Annotated in this window: 11 protein-coding genes and 1 riboswitch; of the genes, 2 read left to right on the top strand and 9 right to left on the bottom strand. The window is 63.2% G+C overall.

Annotated features, from left to right (window positions below):
• Positions 1–109: 109 nt before the first annotated feature.
• On the top strand, positions 110–895 hold the full coding sequence (locus JVX98_RS11030; protein WP_192446377.1) for a TSUP family transporter: 786 nt from the start codon (positions 110–112) through the stop codon (positions 893–895).
• Between the two features lie 181 nt (positions 896–1,076).
• On the opposite strand, the gene JVX98_RS11025 is transcribed toward JVX98_RS11030, so the two are convergent.
• Complete coding sequence (locus tag JVX98_RS11025; protein ID WP_205238616.1) at positions 1,077–1,577, bottom strand: HD domain-containing protein; 501 nt, start codon at positions 1,575–1,577, stop codon at positions 1,077–1,079.
• Between the two features lie 138 nt (positions 1,578–1,715).
• Positions 1,716–2,048 (bottom strand): hypothetical protein, encoded by a 333-nt coding sequence (locus tag JVX98_RS11020; RefSeq protein ID WP_205238615.1) that lies wholly within the window; start codon positions 2,046–2,048, stop codon positions 1,716–1,718.
• Positions 2,049–2,362: 314 nt separating this feature from the next.
• Between JVX98_RS11020 and JVX98_RS11015 the strand changes: the two genes are divergently transcribed.
• Complete coding sequence (locus tag JVX98_RS11015) at positions 2,363–2,956, top strand: isoprenylcysteine carboxylmethyltransferase family protein (protein ID WP_205238614.1); 594 nt, start codon at positions 2,363–2,365, stop codon at positions 2,954–2,956.
• 18 nt (positions 2,957–2,974) lie between these two features.
• On the opposite strand, the gene JVX98_RS11010 is transcribed toward JVX98_RS11015, so the two are convergent.
• The 7 genes from JVX98_RS11010 to cobU form a co-directional block, all read right to left on the bottom strand.
• On the bottom strand, positions 2,975–4,435 hold the full coding sequence (locus JVX98_RS11010; RefSeq protein WP_205238613.1) for a hypothetical protein: 1,461 nt from the start codon (positions 4,433–4,435) through the stop codon (positions 2,975–2,977).
• Positions 4,436–4,710: 275 nt separating this feature from the next.
• On the bottom strand, positions 4,711–6,144 hold the full coding sequence (locus JVX98_RS11005) for a hypothetical protein (RefSeq protein ID WP_205238612.1): 1,434 nt from the start codon (positions 6,142–6,144) through the stop codon (positions 4,711–4,713).
• Between the two features lie 102 nt (positions 6,145–6,246).
• Positions 6,247–6,672 (bottom strand): EamA family transporter, encoded by a 426-nt coding sequence (locus JVX98_RS11000; RefSeq protein ID WP_205238611.1) that lies wholly within the window; start codon positions 6,670–6,672, stop codon positions 6,247–6,249.
• Positions 6,672–7,316, bottom strand: coding sequence for a cob(I)yrinic acid a,c-diamide adenosyltransferase (cobO, locus tag JVX98_RS10995; RefSeq protein ID WP_043617391.1), 645 nt, complete (start codon positions 7,314–7,316; stop codon positions 6,672–6,674). The genes JVX98_RS11000 and cobO overlap by 1 nt, the downstream gene beginning before the upstream one ends.
• 137 nt (positions 7,317–7,453) lie before the next feature.
• Positions 7,454–11,236 (bottom strand): cobaltochelatase subunit CobN, encoded by a 3,783-nt coding sequence (gene cobN / locus JVX98_RS10990; RefSeq protein WP_205238610.1) that lies wholly within the window; start codon positions 11,234–11,236, stop codon positions 7,454–7,456.
• A gap of 103 nt (positions 11,237–11,339) precedes the next feature.
• The gene (gene cobW / locus JVX98_RS10985) at positions 11,340–12,404 is read right to left on the bottom strand and encodes a cobalamin biosynthesis protein CobW (protein WP_205238609.1); all 1,065 of its coding nucleotides are present in this window, start codon (positions 12,402–12,404) and stop codon (positions 11,340–11,342) included.
• A gap of 3 nt (positions 12,405–12,407) precedes the next feature.
• Entirely contained in the window at positions 12,408–12,932 is a 525-nt protein-coding gene (cobU, locus tag JVX98_RS10980; RefSeq protein WP_205238608.1) for a bifunctional adenosylcobinamide kinase/adenosylcobinamide-phosphate guanylyltransferase, read from the bottom strand.
• 134 nt (positions 12,933–13,066) lie between these two features.
• Positions 13,067–13,521: riboswitch (cobalamin riboswitch) on the bottom strand.
• Positions 13,522–13,577: the final 56 nt, after the last annotated feature.

Raw genomic sequence — 13,577 nt, 5'->3', positions numbered from 1 at the left:
CGATGCCTGCGTGAACAGCGACACCGCGACAGAAGGCTTTGCAAATCGCGCCGGGCTCTGACACAAGGCGGAAAATCCCGCCTGACATCTCCCCCTTTGAGTCCCCGCCGTGCAAGATCTCGCCTTCCACCTGCTCGCCTTCCTGTTCGTCGCCGCGTTCATTGCCGGCTTCATCGATTCGATCGCTGGCGGCGGCGGCATGATCACCATTCCGGCCATGCTGATTGCCGGTATCCCGCCCTTGCAGACGCTCGGCACCAACAAGCTGCAGGGATTGTTCGGCTCCGGCTCGGCGACGCTGTCCTATGCCCGGCGCGGCCATGTGAACCTGAAAGAGCAACTGCCGATGGCGCTGATGTCGGCGGCCGGCGCCGTGCTCGGCGCCCTGCTTGCGACCATCGTTCCCGGCGATGTGCTGAAGGCGATCCTGCCCTTTCTGTTGATCGCCATTGCGCTTTATTTCGGCCTGAAGCCGAACATGGGCGACGTCGACCAGCACAGGCGCGTCACCCCCTTCGTCTTCACGCTGACGCTGGTGCCATTGATCGGCTTTTACGACGGCGTCTTCGGCCCCGGCACCGGCTCCTTCTTCATGCTCGGCTTCGTCACGCTTGCCGGCTTTGGCGTGTTGAAAGCGACGGCGCACACGAAGTTCCTCAACTTCGGTTCCAACGTCGGCGCCTTCGGCGTCTTCCTCTTCTTCGGCGCCGTCCTCTGGAAGGTCGGCCTGTTGATGGGCCTCGGCCAGTTCCTCGGCGCCCAGGTCGGCTCGCGCTATGCCATGGCCAAGGGCGCCAAGATCATCAAGCCGCTGCTCGTCATCGTCTCGATCGCGCTCGCGATCCGGCTGCTCGCCGATCCGACGCATCCCTTGAGGATCTGGCTGGGGCTTTGAGGCGCCAGCGCGGTCGCCAAGTTCTGCGCCGTCCTAATGGGCGCGCGGATCGAGCCTACGAGGCGTCATGGGCCACACCGGCGGGCAGAGACCGCAAGCGCACGTCCGTTCTGCAATCCTCGATGACCGGCGGGCCGGATCGACGGGGCGCGGAGAGGCTTGCCGATAAACGGCAGAACTCTCAATCCGGCGCCAATGCACGGGCCTTTGCGAGAAGGGTTTCGTCGCCGTCGCCCAAGACTTCCAGTAGGCGCTTCATCTCGGCGCCGAACACTTTCCAGAAATTCGGATCGCCGGCTTTGATCGCTGTCGCATTGTCGATCAGGTCGGCGAGCTTGATGGTTTTCGCCGCCGCTGGCGCCAGCGCAAGGTGCTGGCGATCCAGTTCCTTGCGCACCTGTCGGTTGCCGTGGAACGGGGTGGATATATCGGTGAGCCACGCAACCAGCGTTGCGACCTTGGGGCCGAACGCCTCCTTGATCTCCAACAGCGTCGCGTCGGTATCCTCGACCGTATCGTGAAGCAGCGCTGCGGCGATCATTTCGGGCGTATGGGGAGCGCTTCGAACGATCTCGGCCACCGCGACCGGATGAACGATATAGGGCCGGCCGTCATATTTGCGCTTCTGCTCCCCATGTGCTCGGGTCGCGAACTGAAGCGCACTGTTTTCGAGGTCGGTCATTTTTCTGCGTTCAACGCCGGCTTCCATCACTCAAACCCAATTCCAAGCCTTTGGAACGAACCAGCCGACCTGCGCTTTCGATCGCGTCAGGTTGCTTCGAACGGCGCGCTTGCCGGCCCGCGCGCATGTCGCGGGCGATCAACGTCTGACAGTTATGCCAAGATCCGGCGCACCGGATTTAGACCAGCACGAGCACTGTTCTCCGACCGGACCTGCGCCATAGCCGCATTCGTTGTCCCGGGTCTTGCAGAGCCGTGGGCGGCGCGCTTCGGCGAGCGCCTTGGCCTTGGCTTCATCCGCGGCCCTTTGCTTGCGCGTCGTTTTGGTTTTCGGTTTCGTCTTCTGGCTGGCCGTCGTTTCCTGGGCCCGTGACGCACCGCTCTTCACGGTTTGCGCCTGCCCCGCCACGCCTGATGACAAGAACAGCAAGATCGATGCGACACCAAGCGCAGCTTTGAGAGTATTCTTCAAGGTTCACCCGTATTTAGCCTGTCGACGCTCTAACATGGGTGCGGCCTCCTGCCTATACAATCGCCCGACGGAAGGAGCAGCCTTCAAGGCTCGAATTTTGCCACCCTTCCGACACGGCGGACGACGAGGACAGCCTCCAGACCTCGGCAAAAGATCCGGTAACCATGACGAAAGTCGGACAACCCCGGCACTTGAACCTCCAGTCACTAGAGATTTCAAGATGATCCGGAATGCTTCGCCAGGCCGACGCTCACAGGGAGAGCCTACCCGGCGAACGCGCCTGTCTTGTCACTCCGCTCGCTCCAGAGGTTTCCATGTCCACCACCCTTCCCGCCATGCTGATGCTCGTCGTCGGATTGTCCACGCAGGCGCTGGCGATCCTCCGCCGTGTGCAATCCGGCCGCTCCCCGGTCGTGCTGACCTATGGCGACGATGCCGAGGGGTTTGCGGGCAAGCTTTTCCGCCTGATCGTCGCGGCGCTGGTGATCCACCTTTTCGCGGTCGCCATGCTCCCGGCATCCGTCGATGCCGCCCTCGGACGGATTCCGGCGCTCGACACGCCCCTCCTTCACGCCGTCGGGCTGGCGCTGATGACGCTCGGCGGCGGGCTCACGATGCTGTCACAATGGGCGATGCGCCATTCCTGGAAGATCGGCATCCCTGAAAAGCAGGATACGCCGCTTGTGACCAACGGCCTCTATGCGTTCTCGCGCAACCCGATCTATCTCGGCATGGTGACCGCGCTCATCGGCACGGTTCTGGCCGTGCCGAACGTCGTCTCGGTGGCGCTGGCGCTCTCGGCCTGGATCACGATTTCCTACCAGATCCGCATGGAGGAAGCCCACCTCGCCCGCGCCTTCGGCAACGCCTACGACGCCTATTGCAGGCGTGTCCGCCGGTGGGTGTGACCTCGGAATGCTGCCGCCTCAGGCGGCAGCATTGCCCGCCTCGACTGCGCGGCGTGGTCGCTCACGGTCGATAAAATAGAGGGCCGCAAGCGCAGCCACAAGGCCAGGCAAACCAAGCTCGAAGAAGGACGCGAACGAAATCGGCATGGGCGTCGACATGACGTAATCGTCGAGGCTATGGCCCAGGCTGCCCGTAAACAGGAACATCAAGAACAGCAGGGGGATGAAACCGATTGGCCCCACCACAACTGCCGCAAGCAGGAAGCGTAGCGCCAGCGCTTGCAGCGCCACGACTGCCCAGATCCTGTAAGCGATGGCCCAGATTTCGGGATCGAAGGCCCGCAACCGCCCGATGAACGTGGCATCTGGAAATGTCCACGGCGAGGCAGCGACGAAGACGCCATAAGCAAAGGCTGCGATGAGCGGTGCGACGAGACCGGCGACGATCAAGGGGCGCGCCAACGCCCATCCCCTCAGCCGCGCCTCTGCCCACGTGTCTCCCAAGGTTTGCCGGCGTCGATCGGGAAACCATATCGCCGCACAGGCGGCCGCAGACAGGGCGCCGGCGGCCCCGCCGATCAGCGGCAGATCCGATTGTGTTTCAGCATTGCCCTCCGAAGGAACGAACAGAAGCAGGAATATCGCGCCGGCATGAAGGCCGACGCAGAGTGCAGCTGGCCAGGCTGACCAACGGGAGCGCTTGAAGACGAGCGTGAGCATCAGAACCGCGGAGACGGCGGCGGCAAATGTCCCGCCGTAGTAGAGCCTCAGCACGAACCACAGCAATGGCAGCACCCTTCCGTTGGCGTTCCCGGGGGAAGAAAGCACATCCAGGAGAAAGGCTATCGGAAAGACAACGATGATCGGACCCAATGCGGTCGTGAGCCAGAAATAGCGCTCTTCACGATTGGCTTTGCCCGTCTGCCCATTCGCCTCGACCGCTGGTGCAACAGCGATCGTTCCATCCGCGGCTTCGATGCCGCCTGCCTGTGGCTTTCGTCCCTCGCGATACAACCAAAGCGCCGCACTGATACTTGCCACCAGCGCGCCAATTCCAGCCGGAAGGAGGACGTAGAAAACGGCCTCTTGCAGCAAGCCGATGATAGCCGCACGCGCATCGCCTGGCCAAACAAAAGAAGGTTCATTTTCGCTGGGATCCCACCTCGCCACGGTAGCCGCAATTACGTAAACGAGGGCAAAGCCAGCCATCGTCACGAAAGCACAAGCGGCGGAGAGTGCTGGAAGCTGCCACCTTTCATGGAGAAACCGCCGGAGGGTGACCGTCAGCCACGCCGAACTCATCGCAGGCAAGGCGCAGAGAAATGGTACGACAAACATTAGAACCGGAAGACCGGCAGTTTCCGATGCCGCTAAACAGCCGACGACCGTGCCGGCCGCCACGAATGCCGCCGCAACCCATGTCGAAAACGGAACATATTCCCGCGCGAGGCGCCCACGCCAATTCTCCATGACATCCATGCCGCTTTCCCTCGCCAACGCTCAACCCTGTCGTGCAGGCAGGATTGTCGTAAATCCACGAACATTTCAAGAACATTATACTTAGCAGCCGGTATCGCGGTCAGATTCGCGCCGCTCGCAAGCCGCGATTGTCGAAGCCGCACTGCCGGTCCCCAAGACACCCGAAGAGCTGTGCCCGCGTCCATGAAAGCGTCTGTCCGCCCGGTCGCCTTTCGGTTGGCCCAGGATGCCGACAACGGCGCGTCCGCTGGTAGGCTGGATCGCGAGCTTCGTCCTCAGGCAGCGACGCTCTCCACATTGGCCGCTTCGCGCAAAGGGCCGCGGCGGATCAGAACGACGGCTGAAAGGCCGGCAACGACGCTGGTAAGACCAAGCCCGAGGAAGGTGGCCGCCGATATCGGCACGATCTTCCGAAGAATGTCCTCGCTCAGGCTATGTGCCATTGCGCCGCCGACGAGAAAGGCTGCAAGCGAGAGGATGACGATGGCGACGCCCGGCCGGGCGGCCCTGTCTTTGAGAAACTGGTCGAGCATCATCGTCATCAAGGCCACAACCGCCCAGACCCGATAGTTCAAGACCCACGTCTCTGCCGCGCCAACCTGCCTGCCACCGTTGAACAGGTCCTGGGGCGCGATGCCAAACATTTGCGCGGCGACGGCCAAAAGGCAGCAAACAAGCGCAGCCACAGTGGGTGCCGCAAAGCCGGCGATCACCAGCCCACGCATCAGATCCCGCGCTGACGCTGTCTGTTCCGCAGTCTGCCCACCAAGGCCACGCCGATCGGGAAACCACATCGCGGCGCAGATGGCAGCCGAAAGAGCGCCGAGAAGGCCGGCGAACAGCAACAGAAACGCCTGATTGCTGGCGGTATTGTCTGCATAATCAAACAGAAGCGTGAAGACCGCTCCGACGTGCAAGCCGATAAATAGGGCCGCAAGCCAGGCCGAGCGGCGTGAGCGATTGGATACGAACGCAAGAACCAGCACCGCGCTGATTGCGACGGCGTAAGTGCCACCGAAATAGTATCTCAGCACCGCCCACGGCAGTTTGTCTGCGCTGATCGCGTTTTGCGGCCAGAAAATCATCTCCAGAATTATCAGCGGCAGGATAACGACAAAGGGGCCGATGAAAATCGATAGCCAGAAGTAGCGTTCGTCTGCCCGCGATTGGCGGCTGCGAATGTACGGCTCGTGCGCGACAACCACCGAAGGCATCGAAGCGGCCGTCCCGCCCGGTTCGCCATCAGCGCCATTGCGTTGCACCCGCCCGTCTCGCAGCAGCCACAGCCCCAAGGTCGCCCCGGCCATGAGCGCACCGGCGACCGAGAACACCAGCAGATCGGACGCCGGTCCGTAACGCGCCAGCACCGCATAAGGCACCGCATATCCACCGGGATCCCAACTCGCAAAATACGTGGTCAGAGTGTAGACGCCGACAAACCCGGCAACCGTGCCGAAACCACAGATGCAGGAAAGCGCCAGCAACTGCCAGGTATTGCGAACCGGTCGGCTGAACGCGACCGTCAACCGCGCCGCGACCATTGCCGGAAAGATACCGAGGAGAGGAACGACAAGCTTAAAGGGGCAGAGTGAAGCCGATGCCACGAGGTGGACGGCAGCCCAGGTGACCGCCAGCGCTGCCGTCGCTGACACGGCAAAGGAAAGATAGTCCCTTTCAAGGCGCTTGCGCCTATCGTCACCATCCCGCATGCCGTCCTCCCACCACCCACAACCATTTCGTGTATCAGGATTGCGGCTTGACTGAGGCGAACATTAAGGGAACAAATTCACGCGAGGCAGGCGCGTAGAAATTCAGAAAACTGCGATCAACAATGCCCCTGTCGCAATGAAGGCAACGCCGAGCCAGTTCATCAGGTTGAGCTTTTCGCCGAGGAACAGTACGCCGAAGATCGCGACCATGACGATCGAGAGCTTGTCAATCGGGGCAACACGGGCCGCATCGCCGAGCTTTAGCGCGCGGAAATAGGCAAGCCAGGAGGCGCCGGTCGCAAGGCCCGACAGCGCCAGGTACAGCCAGGTGCGTCCCGAGATTTCCGATGGCTTCTGCCATTGCCCGGTCGCCGCCACGATGGCGGCGATCACGCAGAGGATGACGACGGTGCGGATCAGCGTTGCGAAGTCGGAGTTGATCTGCGCAACCCCGACCTTGGCAAACACGGCCGTGAGCGCAGCGAAGGCCGCCGAAAGCAGTGCCCAGAACTGCCAGCTCTGGCTCATCAGAATTCGACGCCCTGCTGCGCCTTGATGCCGGAGCGGAACGGATGCTTGATCAACTCCATCTCGGTGACGAGGTCGGCGATCTCGATCAGGTCTTCCTTTGCGTTGCGGCCGGTGAGCACCACGTGGGTCATATGCGGCTTTTCCTCTTTCAGGAAGCGCACGACCTCGGCGACGTCGATGTAGTCGTAGCGCAGCGCGATGTTGATCTCGTCGAGCAGCACCATCGAGTTGCGCTCGTCGCGGATCAGTTCCTTCGCCTTCTCCCAGGCCTTTTCCGCCATCGCCACGTCGCGGGCGCGGTCCTGCGTTTCCCAGGTAAAACCTTCGCCCAGCGTATAGAACTGGCAGACGTCGCCGAAATGCTTCTCGATCAACTCACGCTCGCCGGTCGCCATAGCACCCTTGATGAACTGCACGACGGCGCAGGGCATGCCATGGGCGATATGGCGGAAGATCATGCCGAATCCGGCGGTCGACTTGCCCTTGCCCTTGCCGGTGTTGACGATGATCAGACCCTTCTCGTCGGTCTTCGTCGCCATGATCTTTTCGCGGGCTGCCTTCTTCTTCGCCATCTTCATGGCGTGGCGGGCATCATCCTTCTCGGCCGGGGCTTCGCCGCCTACTGTCGTCTCGTCGCTCATGATCACTCCCTCAGTTCTCAAGTTCGGGATGGGCAGCTGCCCTCGTCCCGCTTCGGTTCCTTCACTGAACAGTGAAACGGAACCGGGTCTTTGTTTCCAAGCAATTCCGGACGGAAGACCGCCAGCCCGGAACCGCTCTATTCGTTGCCGGCGCGACACCGGGTTGCTGCCGTGCCGATGCCGGCGAGTTCAAATCGCGCCGAGTTCGAGCGCGGGGTCCAGAGATTGCGGTCGATCGCTTCGAGGAAACGTTCGGCCAGTTCGGCAAAAGCGGCCGGGTTCTTCTCGCGCAGGAAATCCGCCACGCGCTCGTCGACGACGAATGCCTGATAGGCCGCCTCGAAATGGTGGTCGCGCACGGCCCCCGTGGTCGCCGCAAAGGCGAACATGTAGTCGACCGTGGCGGCGATCTCGAAGGCGCCCTTGTAGCCATGGCGCATGACGCCATCGATCCACTTGGGATTGACGACACGCGCCCTGACCACGCGGCCGATCTCCTCTTCGAGCGAGCGGATCACCGGCTTTTCCGGCCGGGAATGGTCGTTGTGGTAGATCGCCGGGCGGTGTCCGCCGAGCTGTTCGGCAGCAGCACTCATGCCGCCTTCGAACTGGTAATAGTCGTCGCTGTCGAGCAGGTCGTGCTCGCGGTTGTCCTGGTTCTGCACCACCGCCTCGATCGTGCGCAGGCGCTCCTCGAAGAGGCCGCGCTCGGCCTTGCCCTCCTCGCCGGCGCCATAGGCATAGGCGCCCCAGGTGAGATAGGCCTCGGCGAGATCGGCCTTGGTTTCCCAGCCCTTCTCGTCGATCAATGCCTGCAGGCCGGCACCATAGGCGCCGGGTTTGGCGCCGAAGACGCGGTAGGAGGCGCGGCGTGCAGCCTCGGCCGCCTCGACACCTTCTGCTTCCAGCCGCCGGCTTTCCGCCCGCATGCGCGCCGCGATCATGTTGTCGGCATCGTCCTCTTCCAGCGCGCCGACGGCTCGGATCGCCTTGTCGAAGAGCGCGATCTGATCCGGGAAGGCATCGCGGAAGAATCCGGAAATGCGCAAGGTGACGTCGACGCGCGGACGGTCGAGCACCGCAAGCGGCACGATCTCGTAGCCCATCACCCGGCGCGAGACCATGTCCCAGGTGGGCTTGGCACCGATCAGCGCCAGCGCCTGGGCGATATCATCCCCACCGGTGCGCATGTTCGCCGTGCCCCAGGCCGTCAGCCCGAAGGAGGATGGCCACTCACCGTGATCCTGCAGATAGCGACGGATCAGGAGTTCGGCGGATTTTTTGCCGAGCTCGTAGGCCGCCGGTGTCGGCACGGAGCGGCTGTCGACGGAATAGAAATTGCGCCCCGTCGGCAGCACGTCCGGTCGGCCGCGCGTCGGCGCCCCGGAGGGACCGGGGGCGACGAAACGGCCGCTGAGGCCGGTGAGGAAGCCCGCCATTTCCGCAGCGCCGGAGCCCGAAATCGAGGGCTTGAGGCGGGTGTCGATTTCGTCGAGCACGGCCCGGGTGTTGGTCCAGCTTTCCGGGCAGGCCAGTTCGCCGGCAACGAGATGTGCGGCCAGCAACTCGATCCGCTCCACCGTATCGCCGGCGGTGCGCCAGGGGGCGTCGGACACGTCGCCGAGGATTGGTGGCTTCGGGGCTGTCCAGCTGTCGGACATGACGCAGTCGAGTGGGTCGAGGGCGAGCCCCGCATCCGCTGCGATCGCCCGCTGCAGGCTCTGGTCGCCGCCCTCGCCGAGACCGCGCGGCACACGTGCGAGCGCCACGGTCAGATCCGTCAACAACCGCCCCTCCGGCGCGACGCCGAAGATGTGCAGGCCGTCGCGGATCTGCATTTCCTTGAGGTCGCAGAGATAGGCGTCGAGTTTTTCCAGCGCCTTGTCGTCGCTGTCACCCTTGTGAATGCCGGCGTCGCTGTCGAGGCCGATGTCGCGCACGAGGTCGAGGATCTGGCGGCTGAGCAGACGCAGGCGCCGCGGGTCGCCGCCGGCCGCGTCATAGTATTCGTCGACGAGCGCTTCCAGGTCCTTCAGTGGCCCGTAAGACTCGGCGCGCGTCAAAGGCGGCGTCAGGTGGTCGATGATCACGGCGCTGGTGCGGCGCTTGGCCTGCGTGCCTTCGCCCGGATCGTTGACGATGAAGGGATAGATATGCGGCAGTGGACCGAAAATCGCCTCGGGATAACAGGTCTCCGACAGCGCCAAGGCCTTGCCCGGCAGCCATTCGAGATTGCCGTGTTTGCCCATGTGCACGATCGCCTGCGCGCCGAATTGCTGGCGGAGGTAAGCATAGAAGGCGAGATAACCATGCGGCGGCACGAGGTCCGGCGAATGGTAGCTTTCCTTCGGATCGATGTTGTAGCCGCGCGCCGGCTGGATGCCGACGATCACCTCGCCGAAGCGAGCGAGCGGCAGCGCGAAGGCACCATCGAGGAAGAAGGGATCGACTTCCGGCGCACCCCAGCGGCCCGCGACTTGATCCTTTATCTGTTTCGGAAGCGAATCGAAGAAAGATTTGTAATCGTTCAGCGAAATGCACTCGCGGATTTCGCGATCATGGCTTGCCGAATTGGTCGGGCCGGCCATGAGATACCGGATCAGCGCGTCACCGTCGTCCGGGATATCGGCAACGGCATAACCCTCTTTCGCCATCGCCCGCAGCACTTCGACGGTGCCGGCTGGGGTATCAAGCCCGACACCATTGCCGAGGCGACCGTCGCGGTTCGGATAGTTGGCCATGACGATGGCGATACGGCGCTCAGGCGGTTGCGCCCGGCGCAGCTTCGCCCAGTTGACCGCAAGATCAGCGGCAAAGCGCACCCGGTCTTCGAGCGGCTCGTGCCCGACGATATTGGCCTCGACCTTGGCGTCGTAGATCGACGCCGCCTTGAACGAGACCGCGCGAGCAAGAATACGGCCGTCGACTTCAGGCAGGGCAACGTTCATGGCGAGATCGCGCGCCATCAGCCCTTGCGGCGACGTTTCCCACTGTGCCCGCGACGAGCCGGAGAAGATCACCTGCAGGACAGGCGCACCGGTCGATTCCAGCACGGTCGGCTGGCGATCGGCCCCGGGCGACGAGACGGCAAAACCGGTGGCGTTCATCACCACGTCGGGTGCAGCTTCAGCAAAGATCGCTTGCAGCGTGCCGACGGAAACGGCATCCTTGAGGCTGGAGACGAAGACCGGCAGCGCGCGGACACCTTGTTTCGCCAACGCGTCGATCAGCGCCTCGACCGGTCGTGTCTCACCGCTCTGGACGAGGGCGCGGTAGAAACAGATGGCGATGGTTGGTTCGAATTCCACCCTGTCCGTCTTGTCGGCATCAAAGCCGGCGACGAGCTGCAACCACGCCGAAACCCCGATCACGCCCTTGCCCGGCCACCAGATTCCGGCCTTCAGCAGCGGCTTGGCTGGCTGCGGCTTCTCGGCACCGGTGACCAGCGCCGCGGCATAGTCGAGGAAGAGGCCGGCATTGTCGGCGCCGCCTTCGGTGAAATAGGCCCAGAGGCGCTGGCGGTCGTCGGCTGCGACGGTGGAGAAAGGCTCAAGCCCTGGATCCGGCTTGTCGTCGCCCGGCAGCACCGCGATCTGGAAACGGTGGGTGACGGCGGCGGCATGCAGGGCTTCGAGCAGATAGCGGAAATAGCTGGCGCCACCGAGCGGACGGACGACGATCAGCTTGGCATGGCGCGCCGTACGCTCGACATAGGTGTCGACCGACATCGGATGCATCAGGCTCATGAGGCTGGCGATGCGCAGGCTCAAGCCGCCGTCGCGGCGACCATGGGCTGCAGCGATCGAGGAAAGCTCGGTGTCGGCGGCAGAGAGGAACAGGATATCGGCCGGCGTTTGCCCAAGGTCGATCGCTTCGTTGCCGTCGGCGATCGTTCCTTTCTGGGCGAGAAGCAGATGCATTCGTCTTGTCCGTTCGGGCAATCCCGGACGGAAACGCTGAAAGCTGCCTCCGCCCGAAACTGCATCATTTCAATGTATTAGATCATTTCACTCAAGGAACGGTCTAGACCAGTGCGGTGATCGCAGCGCGCACCGCCGCCTCGTCCATGTCGTGCAGGCCGATGACGACGAGGCGCGTGCCGCGCTTCTCGCCCGCGCCCCAGGCGCGGTCGTAATACTGGTCGATGCGGGCGCCGACAGCCTGGATCAACAGGCGCATCGGCTTGCCGGGCACATCGGCAAAGCCCTTGAGGCGTAGAACGTCATGCTCTGCGATCACGCCCTTCAGGCGATCGATGAAGGCGGCCGGGTCGGCAATCGCACCAAGCTCGACGACGAAGCTGTCGAATTCGTCGTGGTCGTGCTCCTCGCCCGCCTCGTGCTCCATCTCGTGGTGCGACTTGCGGTTGGCGATATCGCTTTCCGTGCCGACACCGAGGCCGAGCAGGATGGCGGCGGCGACTTCGCCGTTCTTCGCCTCGATCATCGCAGGCTTGCGGCTGGTGCGCGAGGAGACCTCGTCGCGCACGGCCTTGAGGCCGGAGGCGTCGATGAGGTCGGTCTTGTTGAGAACGATGAGGTCGGCGGCGGTCAGCTGGTCCTCGAACAGTTCCTCGATCGGGCTTTCATGGTCGAGATTGTCGTCTTCGACGCGCAGCGCATCGACCTTGTCGTGGTCGTCGGCAAAGCGGCCGGCGGCAACGGCCGCGCTGTCGACCACGGTGACGACGCCATCGACGGTCACTTCGCTGCGGATATCCGGCCAGTTGAAGGCGGCGATCAGCGGCTGCGGCAAAGCGAGACCCGAGGTTTCGATGATGATGTGATCGGGACGGTTTTCGCGCTCGAGCAGCTTGGTCATGGTCGGGATGAAATCATCGGCAACCGTGCAGCAGATGCAGCCATTGGTGAGCTCGATGATATCGTCCTCGGTGCAGGCCTCCGCACCGCAGCCCTTGAGCACGTCGCCATCGACGCCGAGATCGCCGAACTCGTTGATGATCAGCGCGATGCGCTTGCCGTCGGCATTCTGCAGCAGGTTGCGGATCATCGTCGTCTTGCCGGCGCCAAGGAAGCCGGTGATGACGGTCGCCGGGATCTTGCCCTGGTTGGCTCTCGCAGTGGTCATTTTTCAACCCTTCATTTTCAGCGGCAAACCGGCCGCGACAAAGTAAACTTCAGCGGATTTCTCCGCAACGATCTGGTGAAGCCGGCCGGCATGGTCGCGGAATTCGCGGGCCATGCGGTTCTCGGGCACGATGCCGAGGCCGACCTCGTTGGAAACGAATACGAGACGCGCCTGCGCCTCAGGGAGATACGCGGCAAGGGCGGCGAACTCCGCCGCGATGTTGCGCTCTTCGAGCATGAGATTGGTGACCCACAGCGTCAGGCAGTCGATCAGGACCACGTTGGCAGGATCGTCGATGCTTCTCAGCACGCCGACGAGATCGACCGGCTCCTCATGCGTCGTCCAGCCTTCGCCGCGGCTTGTCCGGTGATGGTCGATGCGCGCGCGCATTTCGTCGTCCCAGGCCCGTCCCGTGGCGACATAATGTCGGGTGAGGCCGGACGCTTCGGCGAGCCTCTCGGAGAAGCTCGATTTGCCGGAACGGGCGCCGCCAAGAACCAGCACGGGTCCGGCGCTGAGACTGCTCATCGTCGCCGCCTCAACACGCCGAGATCAGCGGCAGGCGGCAACAGCCATCGGGCGCGCCGCGGGCGCGTTCTTGAAAACATCTGCGAGCCAAAACAACCTCCGTGATGGCGTTGGAGACAAACGTCCCCTCGGGCGGAATGCCCATGCCGGATGGCAGGTCTCCTGGCTCACGGCGTCACGGGGCCAAACATCGCCTCGCCCTTAACGGGCAAGGTTCCGATGTCAGGACCCGAACGGCCCGCCTCACCTTCCCGGCGTTTTTCCGACAGCGAACCTTTTGCACGTCATCTCCGACGCTCGGGCGCTGTAGGCGGCTTCGTGAAAGGCGGACGATTCGTAGAAGAAGAGGCGTCCAACCCGGCTGATCACGATGCCACGCCAGTGGCTTTTCCGGCTTGATCCCCGACCTGCCCCGGCTGCCCATGCAACCGGCCGACAACCCGGCATCAAACCCGATGGCGAACCCTGACCGTTCTACAGTCGCGGGGTCGGCTGCGATAAGGATGCCCGATTTGGGTCCATCCGTCACATTCCCAATTATTCCCCCGTGTCGCCACGACAAGGAGGAACCATCCAACACCCGATGATTAGGAACCGGACCGCGCAAAGTCAATCGACGCATGCGACGCCTCCCCGGCCGAGTTG

This window comes from Ensifer sp. PDNC004, from assembly GCF_016919405.1.
In the GTDB taxonomy this organism is placed as follows: domain Bacteria; phylum Pseudomonadota; class Alphaproteobacteria; order Rhizobiales; family Rhizobiaceae; genus Ensifer.
This window is presented reverse-complemented; position numbering and strand designations above follow the sequence as displayed.